Annotated in this window: 18 protein-coding genes and 1 pseudogene; 9 read left to right on the top strand and 10 right to left on the bottom strand. The window is 72.0% G+C overall.

Annotated elements, in window-relative coordinates; translation table 11 throughout:
- The first annotated feature begins 34 nt into the window (after positions 1 to 34).
- Together ACRWNP_RS15265 and ACRWNP_RS15270 are read left to right on the top strand one after the other, a co-directional pair.
- A complete protein-coding gene (locus ACRWNP_RS15265) occupies positions 35 to 409 on the top strand; it encodes a hypothetical protein (RefSeq protein ID WP_431961743.1) in 375 nt (124 codons plus the stop codon).
- Between the two features lie 115 nt (positions 410 to 524).
- Positions 525 to 1625, top strand: coding sequence for a PLP-dependent cysteine synthase family protein (locus tag ACRWNP_RS15270; RefSeq protein WP_431961744.1), 1101 nt, complete (start codon positions 525 to 527; stop codon positions 1623 to 1625).
- A 101-nt stretch (positions 1626 to 1726) separates the two neighbouring features.
- On the opposite strand, the gene ACRWNP_RS15275 is transcribed toward ACRWNP_RS15270, so the two are convergent.
- Genes ACRWNP_RS15275 through ACRWNP_RS15285 form a run of 3 tightly spaced genes read right to left on the bottom strand, consistent with a single transcriptional unit; the run spans position 1727 to position 6798 of the window.
- The gene (locus ACRWNP_RS15275; protein ID WP_431961745.1) at positions 1727 to 4495 is read right to left on the bottom strand and encodes an alkaline phosphatase family protein; all 2769 of its coding nucleotides are present in this window, start codon (positions 4493 to 4495) and stop codon (positions 1727 to 1729) included.
- 6 nt (positions 4496 to 4501) lie between these two features.
- The gene (locus ACRWNP_RS15280; protein ID WP_431961746.1) at positions 4502 to 5860 is read right to left on the bottom strand and encodes an ABC transporter permease; all 1359 of its coding nucleotides are present in this window, start codon (positions 5858 to 5860) and stop codon (positions 4502 to 4504) included.
- Entirely contained in the window at positions 5857 to 6798 is a 942-nt protein-coding gene (locus tag ACRWNP_RS15285) for an ABC transporter ATP-binding protein (RefSeq protein ID WP_431961747.1), read from the bottom strand. Before ACRWNP_RS15285 ends, ACRWNP_RS15280 begins: the two co-directional genes overlap by 4 nt.
- A gap of 228 nt (positions 6799 to 7026) precedes the next feature.
- On the opposite strand from ACRWNP_RS15285, the gene ACRWNP_RS15290 reads away from it, so the two are divergent.
- The 5 genes from ACRWNP_RS15290 to ACRWNP_RS15310 all read left to right on the top strand — a co-directional run bounded on the left by ACRWNP_RS15290 (position 7027) and on the right by ACRWNP_RS15310 (position 13001).
- On the top strand, positions 7027 to 7509 hold the full coding sequence (locus ACRWNP_RS15290; RefSeq protein WP_431961748.1) for a MarR family winged helix-turn-helix transcriptional regulator: 483 nt from the start codon (positions 7027 to 7029) through the stop codon (positions 7507 to 7509).
- A complete protein-coding gene (locus ACRWNP_RS15295; RefSeq protein ID WP_431961749.1) occupies positions 7506 to 7952 on the top strand; it encodes a MarR family transcriptional regulator in 447 nt (148 codons plus the stop codon). The genes ACRWNP_RS15290 and ACRWNP_RS15295 overlap by 4 nt, the downstream gene beginning before the upstream one ends.
- 200 nt (positions 7953 to 8152) lie before the next feature.
- On the top strand, positions 8153 to 8740 hold the full coding sequence (locus ACRWNP_RS15300) for a hypothetical protein (protein WP_431961750.1): 588 nt from the start codon (positions 8153 to 8155) through the stop codon (positions 8738 to 8740).
- A 178-nt stretch (positions 8741 to 8918) separates the two neighbouring features.
- Positions 8919 to 11705 carry an AAA family ATPase gene (locus tag ACRWNP_RS15305; RefSeq protein ID WP_431961751.1) on the top strand — a complete coding sequence of 929 codons (2787 nt, stop codon included), beginning with the start codon at positions 8919 to 8921 and terminating at the stop codon, positions 11703 to 11705.
- 222 nt (positions 11706 to 11927) lie between these two features.
- Positions 11928 to 13001 (top strand): PP2C family protein-serine/threonine phosphatase, encoded by a 1074-nt coding sequence (locus tag ACRWNP_RS15310; protein WP_431961752.1) that lies wholly within the window; start codon positions 11928 to 11930, stop codon positions 12999 to 13001.
- 497 nt (positions 13002 to 13498) lie between these two features.
- On the opposite strand, the gene ACRWNP_RS15315 is transcribed toward ACRWNP_RS15310, so the two are convergent.
- Positions 13499 to 14158 carry a hemerythrin domain-containing protein gene (locus ACRWNP_RS15315; RefSeq protein WP_431961753.1) on the bottom strand — a complete coding sequence of 220 codons (660 nt, stop codon included), beginning with the start codon at positions 14156 to 14158 and terminating at the stop codon, positions 13499 to 13501.
- 644 nt (positions 14159 to 14802) lie between these two features.
- On the opposite strand from ACRWNP_RS15315, the pseudogene ACRWNP_RS15320 reads away from it, so the two are divergent.
- Positions 14803 to 15350, top strand: a pseudogene (locus ACRWNP_RS15320) (YciI family protein).
- 91 nt (positions 15351 to 15441) lie between these two features.
- Here ACRWNP_RS15320 and ACRWNP_RS15325 read toward each other — a convergent pair.
- Together ACRWNP_RS15325 and ACRWNP_RS15330 are read right to left on the bottom strand one after the other, a co-directional pair.
- Positions 15442 to 16341 carry a hypothetical protein gene (locus ACRWNP_RS15325; RefSeq protein WP_431961754.1) on the bottom strand — a complete coding sequence of 300 codons (900 nt, stop codon included), beginning with the start codon at positions 16339 to 16341 and terminating at the stop codon, positions 15442 to 15444.
- A 22-nt stretch (positions 16342 to 16363) separates the two neighbouring features.
- Entirely contained in the window at positions 16364 to 16744 is a 381-nt protein-coding gene (locus tag ACRWNP_RS15330; RefSeq protein WP_431961755.1) for a hypothetical protein, read from the bottom strand.
- Positions 16745 to 16815: 71 nt separating this feature from the next.
- On the opposite strand from ACRWNP_RS15330, the gene ACRWNP_RS15335 reads away from it, so the two are divergent.
- On the top strand, positions 16816 to 17364 hold the full coding sequence (locus ACRWNP_RS15335; RefSeq protein WP_431961756.1) for a GNAT family N-acetyltransferase: 549 nt from the start codon (positions 16816 to 16818) through the stop codon (positions 17362 to 17364).
- Positions 17365 to 17631: 267 nt separating this feature from the next.
- Here the strand turns inward: ACRWNP_RS15335 and ACRWNP_RS15340 are convergent, their stop codons facing one another.
- The 4 genes from ACRWNP_RS15340 to ACRWNP_RS15355 all read right to left on the bottom strand — a co-directional run bounded on the left by ACRWNP_RS15340 (position 17632) and on the right by ACRWNP_RS15355 (position 21180).
- A complete protein-coding gene (locus ACRWNP_RS15340) occupies positions 17632 to 18711 on the bottom strand; it encodes a hypothetical protein (RefSeq protein ID WP_431961757.1) in 1080 nt (359 codons plus the stop codon).
- Between the two features lie 102 nt (positions 18712 to 18813).
- Positions 18814 to 19263, bottom strand: coding sequence for an N-acetyltransferase family protein (locus ACRWNP_RS15345; protein WP_431961758.1), 450 nt, complete (start codon positions 19261 to 19263; stop codon positions 18814 to 18816).
- A gap of 129 nt (positions 19264 to 19392) precedes the next feature.
- The gene (locus tag ACRWNP_RS15350; protein WP_431961759.1) at positions 19393 to 20058 is read right to left on the bottom strand and encodes an HD domain-containing protein; all 666 of its coding nucleotides are present in this window, start codon (positions 20056 to 20058) and stop codon (positions 19393 to 19395) included.
- A 177-nt stretch (positions 20059 to 20235) separates the two neighbouring features.
- A complete protein-coding gene (locus ACRWNP_RS15355; protein ID WP_431961760.1) occupies positions 20236 to 21180 on the bottom strand; it encodes an NADP-dependent oxidoreductase in 945 nt (314 codons plus the stop codon).
- Positions 21181 to 21635 lie beyond the last annotated feature (455 nt).

Raw genomic sequence — 21635 nt, forward strand, 5'->3', positions numbered from 1 at the left:
GTTCCGGCATGTTTCATGGCGTAATGTGCGGCCTGTGCGAGGCCCCCACCGCGGAACGTGCCCGACGTTCCTCGTTGCGCTGCTGGCCGCATTCTGCTTCACCGTGGCCGGCTCGCCCGCGCACGCCCACAACGGCCTCCACGCGCACGTCCATCTGACGAACGCGGAGGAACGGCCGCACCCCGTCGCTCCCCACCACCCCGGCGAGGACTGCTCCCCGGCCTCCGCCGAGCTGCCGGGGTCGCGTACCGGACCACGCGAGCACGGCACCAACCTCCCGCAGACGGGCGCCGCCGAAGCGGCGCCAGGACAAGTGCCCGCCTCGCACAACACACCCGGGAGCGACCCGGCCCCCGACGCCCGCATAGCGACCGCGGCGCCGTCCGTCCTCTGCCTCTGGCGCATTTAGAAGACGCCCGCCCGGACCGGCTGACGGTCCCTCACCTTTCCACCCCCGCGCACACGCGCACGGGCTGAGGGTGAGCCGTGCACGGCACTCTTCCCGATTCCAGAAAGCGGACACCATGAACGAGCCCACCACCGGCCGCGATCTCGCCTCCGCGGTCGGCAACACGCCCCTGCTGTGGATCTCCTACCCTCTCACCACGCCCGGAAGCGGCTTCTGGGCGAAGCTGGAAGGCGCCAACCCCGGCGCCATCGAGGACCGCTCCGCCCTCCACATGGTCGGCTGCGCACGCGAGCGCGGCGATCTCCTCCCCGGCGCGACAGTCGTGGCGTCCACCAGCGGCGCCTTCGGCCTCGGACTGGTGCTCGCCGGGCGGGTCTTCGGGCACCCCGTCACGCTCGTGACCGACCCGGACCTGGAGCCGGACATGAAGCGCCTGCTGCGCGCACGCGGCGCCCGGCTCGACATCGTCCGCGACGCCCACCCCTACGAGGGCTGGCAGGAGGCCTGCCGGCGGCGCGTGAGCGAACTGCTCGCGGCCGAACCGGGATCGTGGTGCGCCGACCCGTACGACAACCCGGACAACGCGGACGCCTATGCGCCCCTGGCCGGGGAGCTGATCGAGCAACTGGGCAGGGTCGACGTCCTGGTCACCAGTGTCGGAACCGGCGGCCACTCGGCGGGTGTCAGCCGCACGCTGCGCGCCGTCAACCCGGACCTGCACGTCATCGGGGTGGACACCATCGGCTCCGTCACCTTCGGCCAGCCCGTCAGGCCCCGCATCGTGCGGGGCCTCGGCAGCAGCATCCACTCGCGCAACGTGGCCTACGAGCAGTTCGCCGAGGTGCACTGGGTCGCCCCGGCCGAGGCCGTCCACACCTGCCGGGCCCTGGCCCGCTCCCACTACGCGTCGGGCGGCTGGAGTGTCGGTGCCGTCGCCCTCGTCGCCGGGTGGGCGGCCCGCACGTACTCCGCCGACACGCGCATCGTGGCCGTCTTCCCCGACGGGCCGCACCGCTACCTGTCCACGATCTACGACGACGACTACTGCCGGGATCGCGGGCTGCTCGGCACCGCCCCCGCCACCGAGCCCACCGAGATCGCCTCGCCCACCGACGGCGAGGCCGCCCGCTGGACCCGCTGCCGCACGGTGACGAATCCCGTGGCGTCCCTCATCGCCCAGCCGTCCTGTCCGACGGAGGCACCCGAAGCCGTGTGAGGCGGTGCCGCCGTACGGGCGGCAGGGCCGGAGCGCTGACGCGAGGGGCCTGCGGCCGGCGTTGCCGCCGGCCGCAGGCCCCTGCGTGCGATCCGCGGGCGTCAGCCGTCGTTCTCCGCCGACGGGATGTAGGCGCCCGGGACGTCCTTCGGTGCGAAGACCTTGCTCTCGCCGGGGTACGGCTGCGTCCAACCGTGCGTGAGGTACCACGTCAAGTGGTTCATCTGCGCGGGGTTGGCGAAGTCCGGCCTGGCATCGGGCCCGGTCAGCCGCTGCTTGGACTGCCAGTCCGCCCACTGCTCGGCGAGGGCCTTCTTGTCCGCCGGCACCTTCGTCGACGGGACGGCCGCGGCGTTCGGGTCCTGCGGGGCCGGGGTGTCCAGGCCGCAGGCGGGCGGGGTCTTGAGACCGTCGGTGAGCGCGGTCCGGTTGGGCAGCGCCGTGAAGGGCGTGTAGTCGGCCTTCTTGGTGAACGCCCCGAACATCGGGGTGGCCGCGCTGTCCTTCTGGTTCATCGGGTGGATCCCGAGGATCTGCTCGATGGTGCGGATCATGGTGATCTGCGAGTAGTAGCGGCTGTCGACGGTGCCGTGCCGGGCCCAGGGGCTGATGATCTGGATCGGGGCACGGTGGCCGTCGACGTGGTCGAGACCGGCCTGGGAGTCGTCCTCGACCACGAAGATCGCGGAGTCCTTCCAGTACTTGCTGTGCGAGATCTCGTCGACGATCCGGCCGACCGCGAGGTCGTTGTCCGCGACCTGCGCGGCGGGGCCCGCGGGTCCGCCGGTGTGGTCGCTGGAGAGCCAGAACATGTTCAGGTTCGCCGGACCGTTCTTCTCGAAGTCCTGCTTCCATATCTCGGCCCGGTAGACATCCGGGACGCTGGTGTCGAACTTCGGGAAGCCGGGCACCGAGACGCTGTTCAGCGACGGTATCGGCGAGGACGACACCAGGTTGTACGCGGTGTTCTGCCCGGTGGCCTGCATGTTCTTGGTGTCGCAGTACAGGTTCTGCCAGGTCGCGCCGGACGGCTTGGTCAGGAACTGGTGGAACTCGCCGAAGTTGCGCACACTCTTGCCCTGCGCCTGGGCGCCGCTCCAGATGAAGCCGGTGCGCTGGTGCCCGAGGGCGTCGTCCTCGGTGTCGTAGCTGCGCGCGTACTCACCGGCCGAGGACTCGGTGTACTCCGGGTTGTCGGCCTGCATCAGCCAGTTGTGGCCCTCGGCGGAGTTCGTGCCGATGTCGTACGTGTTGTCGTACAGGCCGAACTGCCGGGCCAGCGCATGCTGGTTCGGCGTCACGTTCTCGCCGAACTCGGCCAGCGACGGGTCGCCGTTGCCCTGCGGGACGTCGCCGAGGACCTGGTCGTAGGTCCGGTTCTCCTTGACGATCATGAAGACGTGCTTGATCGTCGACGGGTCGCCGAGCCGCTTCGGGACGGCCACCGGCTTGACGTGGCCGTTGCCCTTGTCCTTCGCGAGCTTGACCGCGCCGTTGGCCCAGCCGTTCTGCTGGAAGACCTTGGCCGTCTGGGACTTGATGACCTTCTCGCTCGGTAGCGTGAACCGCTGGACGCTCGAGGTGGTGTCGTGGGTGCCGTGCCCGGCGCCGGCGGTGGGCCGGCGGGCGTCGATGCCGCGGGTGTTGGAGACCACGACCTGGTCGCCGACCGTGGCGATCTCCGCGGGGAAGTAGTCCGTCGGGAGGAGACCGACGTAGCTGACCGGCTCCTGCGGTGAGTTGTACCGGTAGACGGCGACCGCGTTGGCGCGGCCCAGCGTCACCAGCAGGTGGCCGTCGTCGGTGAGCGTGACGGCGTTGGGCTCGTAGCCCACCGACGCCTCCGGCCACGGCTGGGTGGCGATGGTCTGCACGACCTTGTTCTTGCGGGTGTCGATCACCGATACGTCGTTGGTGGCGGTGTCCGTGACGAACAGCGCCCCCTTCTTGGCGTACAGGGCGGTGGGGTGCAGACCCACGTCGATGCTCGCGACGGCGGCCGCCGGGTCCGCCAGGTCGATGACGCTGACCGTGCCGGTGGTGGTGGCACCGGTCTTCGGGTCGGCCGGCACCTGGGTGCCGTACGAGTTGATGGTGCTCTCGCCCGGCTTGGCCGGACGGCCGCCCTCGTTGCTGACGTACAGCTTGGAGCCGACCACGATCATGTCGCGCGGGGCGTTGCCCACGGCCCAGCTCTGCTTGAGGGTCCCGGTGGCCGTGTCGATGGCGACCACGCGGTTCTGGCCGTTGACCGCGGCGTACACGGTGGAACCGTCGGAGGAGAACACCGGCTCGCCCACCAGGGCGTGCTTGGCGCCGTCCGCCGGGATGGTGACGGACGTCGGGTCGGCGAGGCTGCCGTCGGGGTCCACGGTGAACCGGGTGTAGCCGTCGGTCTGGCCCAGCCACAGCTGCGTACCGTCGGGCGAGTACGTGGGGCCTTCCTGGCCCACGCTGTTACTGGCGATGTGCAGGTTCGCCGACGATGAGTTGCCGACGAGCTGCTGGACCTTCCAGTTCTTCAGGTCCACGACGGCCAGCGCCACGCCGCCGTCGGTGAGGGAGGCCGCGAGGTGGGTGCCGTCCGGGCTGACCGAGGACGACATGATCTTGCCGTTGTTGATGACGAGGCGCTCGCCGTAAGGGGCGATGTACTGGTCGCTGGAGAGGACCTGCCCTTGGTCGGTGACCTGGCCGACCTGGTCGTGGCCGAACTGGGTGGTCTGGGCGAACCCGATCCCGGTGCCGGTGGCGAGCACGACGGCGGTCGCGGCGGCCAGCGTCAGGCTTCTGCGGCTGCCGAACCGTCGGCCGGCAAGGGCATGGGTGTCCCTCTCGGTGCCCGTGCGGCGGCGACGTGTGACCTGCATGTTGCGTTATCCCTTCGGGGTGGTGGCAAGCAGTTCGACGTTCCCGTCGAACTGCCAGAGCGGGTTCGGCGCGTCCCCCACCGGGGTCCGCACCAGGAAGTAGCCGTTGACTTCCTTCGGTCCGTCGCCGTCGGCGACGTACCGCCCGTCCGGAGTGACATCGAGCTGGTAGACGGCCTGGCCCGTGGCCGTGACGCCGGGGAGGTGCCAGGAGACGACGCAGCGCCAGTCGTTGCCGGGCCCCTCGGCGCCGGACGCGACGCTTCCCTTGGTGCACGCCGCCGTGGCCTTGAGCTGCGCCTCGGTGACGGCGGGGCGGTTGAGCTGGTCGGTCTGCACGCGATACAGGTGGGCGAAGGCCGTGGCGACCGAGCGCTGCACCTTGTCCTGCTCGATCCCGGAGCCTGTGGCCGTGGTCGTCGCGGTGACGACGGCGACCGTCGCCGCGAGCAGCCCGGCCAGTGGCAGGGCACCGGCGAGGAGCGCGCGGCGCGCCGAGCCGTCGTCGGTCAGGTTGGTGAAGTCGCGCCGCAGGAAGAGCAGGTAGGCCAGGACCGTCGCGGCCACGGCCCAGACCAGGCTGACCGCGATGCCGATGAGGAGCGGCGTGAGTTGCCGGGGGCCGGTGAACAGCCCGTTCCAGGAGATGAAGGCGTATCCGGGCAGGGCCAGACGTACGGCGACGGGGAGCGGCATCATCTGCGCGAGCTGCATCGCGAGGGCGACGAGCGCGGGCAGCAGCAGCCCCATCGGGGAGCGCCCGAGGGCGATGGAGCCGAGCAGGCCGATCCCGGCCAGGGCCAGGGTCGGGGCCAGGGCGCAGGCCCAGGCGAGGAAGACCTGCCCGGCGGCGTCGGACGGCGTGAGCAGGTGGCCGTCGAGACCGACCAGCGGCTGGTTGCCGACCGCCACGACCCCGCCGACCGCGCCGGAGCAGGCCATCCCCACCACGAGCAGCAGCAGGACGGTGAGGCTGGCCAGCACCTTCGCCACGAAGATCCGCCGGGGCGAGCGGACCGCCACCAGCAGGTGGCGCCAGGTGCCGAGCCGGTCCTCGGAGGCGAACACGTCGCCGGCGACGACCGAGGTCAGCAGCGGGAGCGCCCAGGTGCCCGCGAATCCGAGCATCACCAGCGGCCCCGCCCATCCGGTGGCGTGCATCCAGCGGCCGAAGAGGGTGTCGACGGGGAGCGTGCTCTGCCGGCTCACCGCGGCGACGAAGAGCGCCGGCGCGATCCAGCAGGCCAGGACCAGCACGCGGATCCGCCACTGCGACACCAGCTTGACCAGCTCGAAGCGGTAGCCGCGCGAGACCGGGACACGGCGGGTGGGGACAACGTTGTCGGCGACGACGGTCGCGGTCATCGGCCGGCCTCCTGCTGGTGGGTGAGGGCGAGGAACGCCGCCTCGAGCGGGGAGACGACGGGGGCGAGTTCGCGCAGTGCGATGCCCGCGCGCACGAGCCCCGCCACGAGTTCGTCGAGAGCCGGCACCAGCGCGCGCACGACGAGCACGCCGGCGTCGTTCCGTATGCCTGCGTCGTCGACGACGCGGATCCCGGCCGTGCCGAGGGCCAGTCGGCGGGCGGCCGGCGGGTCCGAGGCGAGCAACCGGTAGTCGAGTTCACGGTTCTCGGCGGCCAGCTTGCCCAGCGGGCCCGAGAAGACGACCCGTCCGGTGGCGAGGATGGTGACCTCGGAGCACAGTGCCTCCAGGTCGTCCATGCGGTGGCTCGACAGCACGACGGCGGTCCCCTCGTCCGCGAGCCGGGTGAGGACCCCGTGCACGTGCCTCTTGCCCGCCGGGTCCAGGCCGTTGGACGGTTCGTCGAGCACCAGCAGCCGGGGTCCGGTGAGCAGGGCGGCGGCGAGACCGAGCCGCTGGCGCATGCCGAGCGAGAACCCGCGGGCCCGGTCGTTGGCGACGTCCGTGAGCCCCACCTGGGCCAGTACGTCGTCGATCCCGGCTGCCCGCGCGTCCTGCCCGCGGAGTGCGGCCAGCGCGGCGAGGTTCTGCCGGGCGGTGAGCGACGGGTAGAGGCCGGGCCCGTCCACGAAGCCGGCGACGCCGTCGGGCGCGGCCAGAGCCCGTCCGACGGGCGAGCCCAGGATCTCGAGGCCGCCGCCGTCTGCGACGGCCAGGCCCAGGAGGAGGCCGAGCAACGTGGTCTTGCCCGCGCCGTTCGGTCCGACCAGGCCGTGGATCTGTCCCTGCGTCACGTCGAGGTCGACGCCGTCGAGTGCGACGACGCCCCCGAAGTATTTGGTGATCCCGCGAGCACGGACTGCGAGGAGTGTGTCCATGAGTCCCTTCTTCCGCAACGCCTACGGACCTTAGGGAGGGCATGCACCCCCGCCAGGGACGCGCGGTTGAATGGTCATGGAACGTATCGTCAAGACATCGGCAAGTCGGGGTGTCCGAACCGGGCGCCATCGAGCCGGACTTGGGCAGAACCGGGCGTAGGGTGCGGGCCGGGCGGGTGCCCCGTGGTTTAGTGGCCATGTACATAGTAGCCATGTATGGTATTTGCCGTGAGTTCAGCAACTGAGAGCGCGACACCGGGGTTCCTGGTCTGGCGCCTGTCGATGAAGTGGCGGGTGGCCGTCGACCGGGCGGTCGCTCCGCTGGGCCTGACCCACGCCCAGTACGCGGTGATGGCGTCGCTGTACGGCATGTCGCGCTCCGGGCTGCGGCCCAGCCAGCGCCGGCTCGCCGACCACACGGGGCTCGAACCGCTTTATGTCTCCAAGCTCGCCCGGGCCCTGGAGACCGCCGGGCTCGTCGCCCGCACCCGGGACCCCGGCGACCCACGCGCCATGCAGCTGTCGCTCACCGAGCAGGGGCGCGAGGTCACGCGACGCGCGATCGACGTGGTCCAGGGCCTGCTGGACCAGTTGCTCGCGCCGCTCGGGGGGCAGGACGGTCCGCGTACCCGGCAGTTGATCCGCGAGCTGGCGACCCTGATCGACGCACCTCTTGATCCGTACACCGAGAACGACGAGGAGCAGTCATGAGTACTACCGCACCCACGGCCAACGGCCGGGTCATCGCCCTTGCGCACTACGCGGCGCGCGCCCTCCTGGAGGATGTGCTGACGCGCCACGGCGCCACATTCCACCAGAGCGTGACGCTGCGGGCCGTCGTGGCCGCGGGCGGGTCCGTCGGCCGGGGCGAACTCGATCGCGACGTCGCCGGCTCGCTGAAGACCGGCGAGTCGGTCGTGCGCAGTGTGATCGACGAGCTGACGCACGCGAAGCTGCTGGAGGAGGATCCGGCGGACGCCTCCCGCATACGGCTGACGGACGCCGGCCGGGAGTTGTACGAGACCACCACCGAGGAGACCGCTGAGATCTCCGCCCGGCTGTACGCCGGCATCCCGGCCGGGGACCTCGCTGTGGCGGGCCGCGTGCTGACACTGGTCACGGAGCGTGCGAACGCCGAGTTGGACGGCGGCTGAGGCGCTCCGCCGGTCGCCGTGCCGGGAGTTCGCGGCCTTGTGGAGACGGGGCCCGGCGCGTCATGCGGCGCGCCGGGCCTTCCGCGGCCGACCGGGCCCCGGGCCCGTGGAGAGGTGTGAGGGTGCCGGGCCGGGTCGGACGGTGTCATTCCGTGGTATCCAGGCTTGAGTTGGAGACAACGACTGGCGGGGGAGAGAGCGTGAGGACACTGGGCAGGGCGGTGCTGGCCGGGGTGGTTCTCGCCGTCGGCGTGCTGGGTTCCACGGGCTGCACCCTCACCATCGGTGAGACGGCGGGGGAGCCGGCGGATGTTGAGGTGGTCACCGCGACCGCTCCCGCCCCGTCCCCGTCGTCCGTCCCGCCGTCGGCGTCCACCTCCGCCTCCGCGCCCACCTCGCCCTCCCGGCCGCCCTCGCCCAGCCGTACCGCGACACCGGTGCCCGTCCGCGGACCGGATCAGAAGCTGGTGGTGATGACCGTCAGCGGCGGCTTCGCGGGCGTCCACCAGCAGGTGATGCTCCGGGGTGACGGGACCGTCTACACCGGCCACAAAGGCGAGCCCATAGTGCGTCGGGTCGGCGCCGTCCAGTTCAAGGAATTGCGGATCCTGCTCGGCGACCCGGCGCTGGAGGACGTCCCGGACTTCACGATGAACATGGCGGCGAACGACATGTTCCAGTACACCCTGCAATTCGACGGCCGTACGGTGATGACGGACCGCTCCAGCAAGGTGCCCGCGCTGGAACGGCTCATCGACGCCCTCAGCCGCTGGCTCCCCAAGGACTGACCTGCGCCGTCGTACCGCCTTGAACGAAAGGAATCCGCGACCCGTACGGCAGGAATACGTTAGGTGAATTCCCCTGCGGCCGTGAGGCGGAAGTCACCGTTCCCCGCCCGGGCACGCCGTCCGTGCCGTGTGAGAATGCTTGCGTCCAGGCCCAGAAACAGAGAGCAAGAAACTTCCGATGCAAACCTCGGTGTACACGGCCGACGTCGGCAGCGGCGCGTTGCAGGGGCTGGTGGGCCGCGCGGCGGACGTGGACCGGATCGAGGGGCTGCTCGGCTCGGCCGATTCCGGTGGTGCGGTGCTGCTGGCCGGTGAGCCCGGGGTGGGCAAGACGGCGCTGCTCGGCCATCTCGCCCGCAGGGCGCTGACAGCCGGGGCCAGGGTGCTGCGGGGGGCGGGCGCGGAGTCCGAGAGCGACGTGGCGTACGCTGCGCTCAACCAGCTTCTCTTCCCGCTGTGGGAGGAGGATCCGCAGGCCCTCGACGGCGCTCACCGCGAGGCCCTGCGCGTGGCCCTGGGCTTCGGCGAGGGAGCACCGCCCGAGCGGCTCCTCGTCTCGAACGCGGCCCTGGTGCTGCTCCGCCGTGCCGCCGCCGCAGCGCCGGTCCTGCTGGTCGTCGACGACCTCCAGACGGTGGACCCGGCGAGCGCGGCCGTACTGGGATTCGTGGCACGGCGGCTCGCGGGCAGCCGTGTCAGGTTCCTGGCCGCCGCCCGCAGAGGACACCGCGGGTGCGTCGTGTCAGGCGTACGCGCCGAACACGAGGTCCTGCCGCTGGACGAGAGCGCGTCGCGGCTCCTGGCCCGCTCATCCCATCCGGACCTCACGGGGCTCGTCGTCGAGTGCGTCGTCGCCGTGGCGCAGGGCAACCCGCTGGCCCTGGTCGAACTGCCGGCGGCCCTGACCGGACCGCAGCGCGCCGGGCTGGAGCGGATGCCGGCCGCGCTGCCGCTCACCCGGCGACTGCGGGAGGTCTTCGGCTCGTGCGTGGCGGGTCTGCCCGAGGCGACTCGTCGTCTGCTGCTGGTGCCCGCGCTGGAGGGGACGGGGGACTTGGCTGTCGTGCAGTGCGCCGCGCGGCGTCTCGGGGCCGGGGTCGATCTGGCGGACCTGGAGCCCGCCGAGCGCGACGGCCTTGTGCGGATCGAGGAGTTCGACCACCGCCTGAGCTTCCGGCACCAGTTGTTCCGGGCCGCGGTGATCGACGCGTCCACCTCCGCGGAGCGCCGCCGCGTGCACCGGGAACTCGCCGAGGTGCTGCACGACCGGCCCGACCAGCGGGCGTGGCACCTGGGGGAGGCGTGCGTCGAACAGGACGAGGACGTCGCGGCGTTGCTGGAGAGCACCGCCCACCGGGTCCTCCGGCGCGGTGACGCCATGGCCGCGATACGGGCCCTCACCAAGGCCGCGCACCTGAGTCCCGGTGCGGCCGACCGCGGACGCAGGCTGTCCGCGGCAGCCTACCTACGCGCGGACGCCTCCGGTGAACTGACCATGGCCTCCCGGCTCCTGGACGACGCACGGCGGTTCGGCACCGACGACCGCGCCTCCCTGTACTCGGCGGCCGTCGCGGTCCACCGGCTGCTCGACGGAAAGGGGGACATCGACACGGCCCACCGGATACTCCTCGGCGCGATCGAGAACGGCGACCATCCCTACGGGGCGTGCGACCCGGCCCTCGAGGAGGCCCTCTACCTGCTGTTGCTGCTGTGCTGCCTGGGCGGCCGGGAAGAGCTGTGGGCGCCCCTGCACAAGTTCCTCGACCGGCTCGGGCCCGACGTGCCGCGCCTGCTGACGGTGAACGTCGCCACCCAGGGCGATCCCGCGCGTACCGCGATTGGGGCGCTGGGCGACCTGGAGGAACTCATCGGGGGCCTGCCCCGTGAGACGGCCCCGTCGAGGATCACGCGGATCGGCACCGCGAGCATCGCCGCCGACCGGCTCTCCGGGGTGCGCGACGCGATTTCGGGCGTCCTGCCCCAAGGGCGCAGGCAGATCGTCACTCTCCCGCTCCTGTGCACGGACGCGTTCCTCGCGGGCCGGTGGGACGACACGACGGAGCTGGCCGACGAGGGGCTGCGCCTGTGCAAGGAGCACGCCTTCGAGGCCGTCTCCTGGTACTTCCTGTACTACAAAGCCGTCGTCGCGGCGGCGCGCGGAGAGGCCGGCCCCGCCGAGGAGGCGGCCGGCGCGATGGCCTCCTGGGGCACGTCCCGTGGGGCGCACCACCTGGTGACCCTGGCGGAGCACATACGGGTGCTCGTCGCGCAGGCGGAGGGCGACTTCGAGCGCGCGTACCGGCACGCGGCGGCCATCAGCCCGCCCGGTGAGCTGGCCCCGTACACCCCCGTGGCACTGCTGGTGATCGGGGACGTGGTGGAGGCGGCCGTGCGCACCCAGCGGCACGCCGAGGCGGCCGCCCACGTGGCCGCCGTTCGGCACGCCGGGGTCGCCGCGCTCTCACCGCGCAGGGCCATGTTCGTGGACGCCTCGGCCGCGATGGCCGCCGAATCGGACGAGGAGGCGATCGAGTTGTTCGAGCGGGCCCTGTCGCACCCCGGCATCCAGCAGTGGCCCTTCGACCTGGCACGCGTGACCCTGGCCTACGGCGAGCGGCTGCGCAAGGCGCGCTCGACGACCGACGCGCGGGCGTCGCTGAGCGCGGCCCTCGCGGCCTTCGAGCAACTCGGCGCTCTGCCCTGGGCGGAACGCGCGAAGCGCACCCTGCAGGCGACCGGATGGATGGTCAAGCGCCCCGAGGGGCCCGAGTCGGTCAGCCTCACCCCGCAGGAGGTCGAGATCGCCCATCTCGCGGCCTCCGGTCTGACCAACAAGCAGATCGCCGAGCGGCTTTATCTCTCGCCCCGCACCGTGGGCGGCCACCTGGGCCGGGTCTTCCCCAAGCTGGGCATCACGTCCAGGGCGGCGCTCCGCGACGCCCTGACGGGCCTGGCCAAGCGGTAGCCACGGACGTGCGGGGCCCGCCCCGGCGCCCGTCCACTCGGGCACTTCCCGGCACTGCACGGGCGGGCAAGGCACTGTGCACAACGGGGCAAGGAGCCCGGCGGGGCTCCCTCCTACGGTCGAGGTGTCCCATCACGAGTGGGACGCCAATGCGCGGGCCCGGGACCGTTCGCGGATCCGACGGCCACCGGCCCCCGCACGGACCCCAAGGGAGTGACGCAGATGCCGGACATCGAACAATTCGAGGACGAGCCCGACGACGGGCGACCGATGCGGCGCCTGTCGGTCGCGTGTGGGGTGGCGTTGGTCCTCGCGGTGTGCGCGGTGTGCGTGATCCTGCCGTGGTACTCGCACCCGAGTCTCGCGTGCGGCCTCGCGCCGCTGGTCACCGTGGGGGTCGTGGCCGTGGTGATGGACCGTACGAAGGTCCGGTACCGCCACGGCGCGGCGCGGGCGCATGCGGTGACGGACACCGTGCGGCGGACCCTGCTGCGGCCGCTCCCCGGGCGCGTCGGCACGCTGGGGCTCGCCTCCGTCTACCGTGCCTGCGGCGGCCGTGGCCAGGTCGGCGGGGACCTCTACGCGGTCGTGCGGAAGGGCGGGGCGACCCGCCTGATCATCGGCGACGTGTGCGGCAAGGGCCTGCCCACGTTCGAGGACGTCACGGCCGTGCTGGGGGCGTTCCGTGAATGGGCCCCGCGCGCCACGACCCTGGCAGAGCTGTCGGCGCGGCTGGAGGAGAGTTTCCAGCACCATCTGGCCGAGAGCGACGACGCCGGTCGCGACACGAACGAACGCTTCGTGACGGCACTGCTGTTGGAGGTACGGGACGGTGAACGGTTCGCCGGCATGGTCAACCACGGTCACCCGCCGCCCGTGCGGGCCCGCCGCGGAAGCGTCGCCCTGGTGGCCGGCTGTCCGGCTCCCCCGCTCGGACTGCGCTCCCTGCGGGACTGCGGCGCCATCGAGGAACGCTTCGAACTGGCCCCCGGTGACACCCTGTTGCTTTACACCGACGGTCTCATCGAGGCCCGCGACGCCGCCGGGCGCTGCTACCCGCTGCTGGACCGGGCGACGGCGTGGCAGTGGGTCCGGCAGGGTCTGGTCCACCACGAACGCCTGCCGGACGCGCTCGGGGAGATCCTGCGGGACCTGGTCGACCATGCCGGTGCGCTTCCGGAGGACGATCTCGCGATGGTCGCGCTGACCCGGATGGAGGAGCCGGCCGCCGCCGCGCTGCCCTGGCCCGCCGGTGAGGTCCGTCGCGAGGACACGGGGCAGCTGCGGCAGGACTGATCAGCTGTCAGGCTGCCGGGGGAGGAGGCCGGCGGCCTGCAGGGGTGCAGCCCGCAGGGCGCCGGCCTGTCGCCCTTCGGCGGGGGACAGGCCCTGGACCGCGCGGAAGGTCCGGGCTGATGTGCGCGTGGCGGCGAAGCCCCACCGGTGCGCGATGGCCGCCGCGGTCCGTCCCGCCGGCTCCGGTCGTACGAGATCCCTGCGGCAGGCCTCCAGCCTCAGGCGCTGGACCCACCGGCGGCCGACGGAACGGTATCCGTGGTGTTCGGCCACCCACACCCGGCGGAGTCCGAGCCCACCCGCCCGCCGCGCCGTCGCGACCGTCGCGGCCTGGGCGTCGCGGCCGCTCACGCTCTCCTCGGTCGGTGCCAGGTCGAGGACGGAAAGCGGCGGTGGACACCCGGCTGCCGAGGGTGATGGCCGCCTGTCTGCCATGGCAGTCCTCCTCGGGCGAGGACGGGGTGGTGCCCTGCCCCGACGTGTGTTCCCCGGGCCTTTCAGGAGCCGACGCGAGCGGGCCTGACCGTCCCGTGGACCTGCCGGGCGTGCGCCGCGTACCGCCGGCGTCCCAGCACGGGGACGATCAGCCGTACGGGCAGCGGAGCCGTCGCCAGGACGGCCTTGATGACCTCGGGATCGCCCTCGTACATCGCCATCCCGAAGACGAGCGGCAGGTCCTTCTTCGGCGTGCTCGCCATGCCGTGCTCGCCGAGCTCGTGCCATTCCGTCGCGGTGACGTACCTGGCGGCCAGCGGCAGGATCTGCTTCTCCTCCAGCGCCATGTGCTGGATGAGCACCGTCAGCAGCCGCTCGCACGCCTCGGCGAGCTTCTCGCCGCCTTCCGCGGTCGCGCGCCAGGACCCGAGCAGTCCGGTCACCTCGGCGTGCAGCTCTTCGATGGCGTGGTGCTGCTGCTCCATCATCGGCACGATGACCTCCGCGTCCACGCCGGCCCGCTCGACCAGCTTGGGCCAGAGCAGCTTGTCCTCGCCCTCGTGGTGCGTGTGCAGGATCCGGCACACCAGCGCCGCGTGGGCACTGACGACCTCCGCGCGCCGTGCGTCGCCCGGCGGGACGGACCGGATGAGGTCGGGGAGCAGCCTGAACTCCCGGCGCAACGCGGTGTGGGCCATGTACATGTCGCGCGTATCGGCCATGGGTTCATTGACGAGTGGAGCCATTGTCTCTTCCTTGTACGGCCGCCCGGCATCCGGCGGGATGACGCTGCCCGTGCTGGGCATGGCCCTGCGCGACCGCCGACGGCCCGGGCCCGGTGGCACGCGGAACCGTCCTCGGTGGCAACGGCGACGGCCCTGGGGTGTCGCGAATGCGCAGGGTGATCACGGCAGGGGAAAGCACGCATCGGTGGCCTTGCCCGCTGCCCAGGCCACTGTGCCAGCGGGTCCGCGGCCACCGCATGCGTCAAATGCCCCTGGGTCACGGCCGCCTCATGGGTCGTCTGACGCTACTGCCTCGGGCGCCGCCCGCACCTGCTCCACGACGGACGCGCCGTCCCGGTACGCATCGACGCCGACCCCGAAGCGGCGGCCGGGGCCGGGGCGACCGCCGCAGTCATCCTGGACGCCGCCCTGCCCACGGTGCCCGAGGGCGGCCGCACCGATTCATCGAGCTGAGTCCGTGACGACCGTCGTCCTGGCGTGGCGCTCGGGTTCCCGGTGGCTTCACCCGCGCCCGAAGCCCGTGCCGCGGCCTGGACGTCGCGCACCTGGACATGACTGCCCTGGCACGGGCTGATGGCGGGCCCGAGCGGGCCCGGCGCGCGGCGGGGGAGAGTGTGCGCATGGAGTTCATCTGCCACCACCGCGATCGGGCCGGTTCGCCGGCCCTGCGTCAAGAGCTGCTGGAGGACCATCGGGCCTACATGGATCAGTACGAGAAGGAGATGATCGCCCGCGGCCCGACCTTCACCTCCGAGGACGGCGAACCCACCGGCAGCGTGCACATGCTCGACCTGCCGAGCCCTGCCGCCGCCCGGGCGTTCGCATTCGACGAGCCCGGCTACCAGGTCGGGGTGTACCGGGACGTGCTGCTGCGCCGCTGGCGCAACCTGCTGGGACGCACCATGTGGGACTTCCCCGGTGGCCGAACCGGCGGCAACCGGTACCTGGTGCTCGGCCGGGCGCGGGTCCGGGCGCCTACCTTGCCGTACCGACGGATCGGGACGACCTGATCGCGTACGGGCCCCTGCTGTCCGGCGACGGCGGCACGTGGCTGGGAACGGCCGCGCTCGTCCGGGCCGTGGACCAGGACACGGCACACGCCGTCCTGACCTCTGACGCGTACGCGGGGATCGAGGTCCACAACTGGCGGTTCGGCGGCCGGACGTGATCTGACGGTGCGGCCACCGCCCGGTGAGTAGGTGGGCACCGGCGTGTCGTCAGGCAGCCGGTCCTGGGCCCATCGGCCGGCATCCGGCCGGTCAGGGGTCCTGATCGAGGCGTTCGGTCAGCCGGCCGGCGCGCGCGGCTGCCTTGCGGGCCGCCTTGTCGGCGTCGCGCAGCCGGCGTCGTGCTCGGTCCTGGGCGTCGCGGGCGGTACGCAGGGTCTCTTCCGCGTCCTTGACCTGCCGGAGCAGTTCGCCGAGGCGGGACTGGGCCTCGTCGTGGTGCCGGTCCGCGAGGTCGAGTTCGTGGCGGACGGTTGTGGCCTCGTGTTCCCGGGCCTGGGCTTCCCGCTCGGCTTGCTCGGCTTCTTCGCGTCGGCGTTGCCGGTCCGCCTCGCGGCGGGCCCGCGCCTTGTCCTCGGCGTCTTCTGCGGGTCGCTTCTTCCTCGCCTGGCGCGGGGGAGGTTGTGCGCGTTGAGGGCCGCGGGCTGTGGTGGCCTGGCCGGCGATGTCGACCGTCGCCGACAGTGGTCTGGTGAGGCGCCCCTCCGCGAACGCGGTGCCGGCCTCGGGGTCGGCGAGTGCGGCGTGCAGGGTTTCCTCGACTTCCCGCATGGCTTGGCCGGTCAGGGGTTGTCCGGCTTGGGCGGCGAGTTGTCCGGCCTGCTGGGACAGTGCGTGTACGAGCTCCCGCTGCCGGCGGTTGAGCCGACGCAGTTGTTCCCCGTCGAGTTTCCGGTGGGCTTGGCGTAGTGCGTCGCCGAGCTGGAGGAGCGGCCCGGTCTCGTCGCGGCGTTCGCGGGCGAGCAGGTTGGCGGCCCAGGCTGAGGTGGTGGGTTTGCGCAGGGCTGTGATCCGGTCGGCGAGGGGGCGGTTGCCGGCCTTCCTGGCGGCCCGGGCGTGTGTGTTGCGGGCGGCGGTGAACTGCGGGGGCGGCAGCGTGTACAGCTCGTCGGCGACCGCGTCGAGGTCGGTGGGAGCGTCCTTGTCTGCCACGGTGTGCCACCTGTCCGTCCGGCTACCCATGGCCCGGGGCGGGCCGGGGACTGTTGCCGCCCATCGAACAACTGCCCCGGCCGCCCCGCAGCCTGACCGCACCCGATCGGGTCAGCGGGCGGGTCCACCGGGTGCTGAGGGTGTCGCGGAGGTGTTCGGCGAATTCGGTGGGGCGTGTGGTCAGGCCGATGTGCCCCCCGGGGAAGTACCGGGGTTCGGTGCCGATGTGCCCGGCGAGGGTGGCGGCGGCACGGTGGGGGAGTTCGCCGTGGGAATCGTGGCCGGCGGCGAGCACGATCCGGTCCGACAGCGTTCTGAGACGGTCAATGTCGGGAGTGCAGGACCTGAAGGTGGGGACGATGCGTTCGACGAAGAGGGGCAGGTTGGACGTGGTCCCCTCCACCCGGGCCGCCGCGCGAGGCGGAAGCTCGACCTCGGGTTTGGGGCCGTAGGCAAGAGGCCTAGGATTGCCCCATGCCCAATGCGCCGTCACGGGTCGAACTGTGCCCGCTCACCCCCGCCGAACAGGATGAGTTCTGCTCGCTCGTGAGGGCCAGCGCCGAGCTGCATTCGCCGTGGATGCAGCTGCCCGCCACGGCGGAGGAGTTCCAGGACTGGATGCGCCGCTTCAGCGATGGCACCAACCGGGGCTATCTGATCCGTGTTCTGGAGACCGGTGCAGCTGCCGGCACGGTCAACGTCAACTCGATCATCCGGGGCCGTTACCAGGGCGCGTCCCTCGGCTATGCGGCTTTCGCCCCGTCCGCGGGGCGGGGTTACATGGCCGAAGGGCTCACCGCCGTCATGCAGCACGCCTTCAGCGACCTGCGGCTGCACCGGCTGGAGGCGAACATCCAGCCGGCGAACAAGGCGTCTTTGGCCTTGGTCCAGCGCCTGGGCTTTCGTTACGAAGGTCTGTCGCCTGCCTACCTCTACATCAACGGTGCCTGGCGCGACCACGAACGCTGGTCGGTCACCGCGCCGTCCCCATGGACGCCCGATCCTTCCCTCCCCGAGGTCTAGTCGTCTCCGCCGCGGTCACGGAGCCGCCGTGACCCGGGCCGCGGCCGTGTCGCCGGCGTGCCCATCGGGACCGGCCCGGACCGCCGGGGACCGTCGGTGGCGGACGCCCCCGATCGGCCGTGACCGACACCGACAGGCGGTCCTCATTCGAACGTTGGAGCGGGAGTGGGCCGCGGCGTGGGCGGCGATCACGAAGCGGTGCCAGGCGACGGTCTGCGGCGTGGAGACGCCTGCCCACCGGGCCGGTGCAGCGGCCGTTCCACTGAGTCAGGACGCGGGGCCGGTACCGGTGCCGGATGAGGTGCGGGCGAACCAGGTCCGTGTCTCCTCGGCGGGGAGGACGCGGGTGAGTTCGGCCGTGCCCGGGAGCAGCGGGAAGAACCGGTCGGCGTTCCAACTGCGCTGATACATCGGCTCGTCCAGCACGAGCAGGCGGCGTCCCTCCACCACCGGGATGTCGTCGGGCAGCCCCTCGTTCCAGATCCGGTCGCCGTTCGGGGCGAGGAGTTCGAAGGCCCCGGTCGCGACCGCTTCGCTGCGTCCCCGGGCGGGCTTGGGGTCCGTGGCCAGGCGGACGCTCTCGGCAGAAGGCGCGGTGCCCGGCACGTGGCCGCCGCCGACGAGGACGTGCGCGAGCAGGGTGTGCAACTGGAAGTTGTCCGCGATGCCGCCGATCCGCACCTCGAAGCCGGTCCCGGTGGGCCGGTGCAGCACGATCAGGTGCTCGTCGTCCAGGACGGCCAGCGCGTAGGCCAGGCACTTGAGGTCGTGTCGCTCCAGGGCTGCCAGGTCGTTGCAGACGGGGAGGAGCGTGGACCCGTGCCGGCTGCGCACCTCCGCGCTGCGGCACAGCACGGCCAGCGCGGGCGGTTGCCACTCCTCGACCGAGCACCAGGCCAGCGCCAACCTCGTGGCCTCGTGCGCGTCGTCGCCCAGGCGGGCCAGCAGCGCATCGTCGATGATCTTCTGATCGGGCTCAGGCAGTTCGTCCTCGGCGTCACCGGTGGCACGCCAGCGGCGGGCGAACTCTGCTGCGTCGAGCAGGTCTTGCCGGACGCCACCGAGGATCGGCTCCGCGCAGGCCGCCGGATCGGCCCCGCTCTCGACGCAGAAGCCGGCCGCCATCGCCAGGAGCGGGCGGGGGCCGGTGGGCGGGAAGGCGGGAATCAGTGCGGCAAGCCGCGGCCCCACCGGGACGCGTTCGGCGTCGGTCGACTGCCGCAGGCTGTTTATCGCGGCGGTGAAGGCCCGCTCGGTGCGGGCACCGTCACGAGCGTCGACGGCCTCTTCCAGCTCCGACACGACAGCGCCGAGGTCGGCGGACTTCTGCTTCCTCTTGAAGATCACGGGCACACCTTAAGCCCGGGTACGGACAACCGGTCGATGGACCGTTCGACACGGGGATCGCCGCGGTGGGGGCACCGGCCGTCGTGGTCGCCGGATCGGCCCTCAGACCTGGTTCGCCTCACGCCGGTACGTGTAGAGGATGAACCCCTCGTGGAACGTGCCCAGCTTGTCGTACAGCGCGCGAGCCGGGGCGTCTTCGAGCGTGTTCCAGTACAGGCCCGGGGCGTCGTGCTCCTCGGCGTCCCGGGCCACCCACTCGATCATGGCCGTCGCCACACCCTGCCGCCGGACGTCCGCGTCCACGAACAGGTCCGCCAGATAGCACTTGCCGGCGTACCAGACGCTGGCGTGGAACAGGTAGTGCGCGATGCCGACGATCCTGCCGTCCAGCCAGGCGGCGATACCGCGTATCCGCTCGTCTTCGAGCAGACGCCGCCAGGTCCGTTCGTAGGCGTCGTCGTCGCGTTCGACCTCGAAGTAGGAGTCCTTACCGCGGGCCAGTACTTCCCAGCAGGCGCGGTCGGACTCGTGCAGGAAGCTGATCTCCACCATGGCGCCCATCCTGGCGTGGGCAGTGCGGCAACGTCCGCCGGTCTCCCTGATACGTGCGCTCGGGCGGCGCCACGCGAGGGCGAGGCGTTCGCCTACCTCAGGTTCGTGCGGCACCGGCCCTGAACTCGTTCACGGAGCGGTCGGCGGGGGAGGGGTGTCCAGCGGGTTGTCGGCCATCCTCATCGCGAGGCCGGACCGTACGGCACCCGCGGCGGAGCTGTCGGTCTTGCGCCTCGCCTGGTCCTGGAAGCACGTCAGGAACTCCGTGGCGAGATCCAGCCGGGGGTAGCGGTCGAGCACTTCGGCCCTGAAACCGGGGGCGAAGTCGTCGGCGTCCCGGCCGATGATCTCCAAAGCTGTCGCCCGGCAGAGCACGTGCCCTTCGGGATCCACGGACACGTCGACATCGGGCCACATGTGCCGGATGATGACCTCCGACAGTCGCCGGCGGCGCACCGCCGGCCAACCGGCGCCCGCCGAGAACACCTGCGCCACGTGGCCGCCGGCCACCTCGAACGAGATGGTGTGGTTGTCGAACTCGGGCACCAGGGCCATGTCGTGGAACAGGGCGGCGACGTAGAGCAGCTCGGAGTCGACGACGATTCCCTGCGCCGTGGCGCGGGCCGCCGCCCATACGTAGGCCCGCAGGGAGTGGTTCAGCAGCGCGGGGGACAGGTAGGCGGACGCCACCTCCAGGGCGGCGCCCGACGCGGCGGTGTCCGGCACGGCGAGATCGTCGAGGGTCATGCGGATCAGCGCCGGCTTGGCGGTGCTCGCTGAGGGGTTGTCAGACATGGCTTTCGCTTCCTTGCAGGTACGGTTCTGCTGTTCTCGAACAGAGGGTCACGAGCCGGCCCGCTGCGGATCCCGAGGCCCGAAGGCCGCGGGCCACGGGGCCGACAAGGCTGACGGTCACGAACGCGTCGATGCCGATCGCGAACGTACCCACCGCCAGGATGACCGAGCGGGCCCTCACAAGGCACCCCCTGGCCCGTCGGCCGCAGCGCTCACCTGGATGATCGTCTTGCCGGGCGTGCGCTTGTCGCGGGCGAACGCGGCGGGCACCTCGGACAGCGGCCGCACGGCTCCGACGATCGGCTTGAGCCGTCCGTCCCGGAGCCGCTGGGCGAGGCCGGTGAGCTGGGCGCGGTCGGGTTCGACGACGAAGAAGACGGCCCGTCCGTCCTTGGGCCGGACGGTGGGCGGCGCGGCGATGGTGACGAGGGTGCCGCCGGCGCGCACCAGGGCGGCCGAGCGGTCGAGGATCTCGCCCCCGATCACGTCGAGCACGACGTCGACCTCTCCCACGTCCTCCAGCCGGTCCGCCTGCAGGTCCACGAAGGTCTCCGCGCCCAGGGCCAGTGCGGTGTCCCGGTCCGCGGCGCGGCCGGTGCCGATCACCCGGGCGCCGGCCTCGCGGGCGAGCTGCACGGCGATCGAGCCGACACCGCCCGCGGCGCCGTGGATCAGGACGCTCCGGCCTGCCGTCAGGCGTGCGTGGTCGAACAGGGCCTGCCATGCGGTGAGCCCCGAGATCGGCAGTGCGGCGGCCATGACGTGGTCGACGTCGGCGGGAAGCGGTGCGAGATTGCGGGCCTCGACCGCCGCGTACTCGGCCAGCGACCCGTTGCGGGCCCAGTCGGTCAGCCCGAACACCCGCTGCCCCACCGTCAGCCCGGTGGTGCCGTACCCCAATTCGACGACCACGCCGGACAGTTCGTGGCCCGGCACGCTCGGCGTCCGGTCGCGGCCGGCACGGTCGGCCCAGGTCGCCGGCCAGTCGAGTTCCCCCGGGGTGAAGCCCGCGGCGTGCACCTGAACGATGACGTCGTTCTCGGCGGCGTGCGGGTAGGGCATGTCCGACAGGGACAGCCCCGCGACCCCGGCGTCACGGTCACGGACGGTGATGGCTCGCATGCGCAGATCCTCGCTTGGTGAAATTGTGGAGACCGGGGCGCGAGGCCGAGGAGGAACGTCGCGATCCGGCAACGGACCGGCGACTCATCGACTGCTCCCGGCGCCGAGCGCTCCGCGTCGCCACGAGACGACGTGGCCCGGGGTCGGCGACGATGGTCACATCTCGACGGTAGGTCCAAGGGCGGCCCAGGCGCATGGGCCATTTCAGTGAAGGGATCCTGGGCCATTCGCCCTCGGTGGCGGGCCGGGTACGAACGTTCGGGCCGTTGCGCCCCGGTGCCCCGCCGCCGGCCGGCGGCAACCGCGCCCCATCTCCGACCGGGCCCCCGAACTCGACAGTCCTGACGTTTTCGCCTGTTACGATCACGAATGACCTATTGCGGGCCGACCGGGAACCCGGCGAAGCCCGCACGTACACCGCCGAAGCCCGCTCGATGCCGGCGGAGCACGGGCGC

Origin of the sequence: Actinacidiphila sp. bgisy160, assembly GCF_965342435.1 — a bacterium.
GTDB lineage: Bacteria > Actinomycetota > Actinomycetes > Streptomycetales > Streptomycetaceae > Actinacidiphila.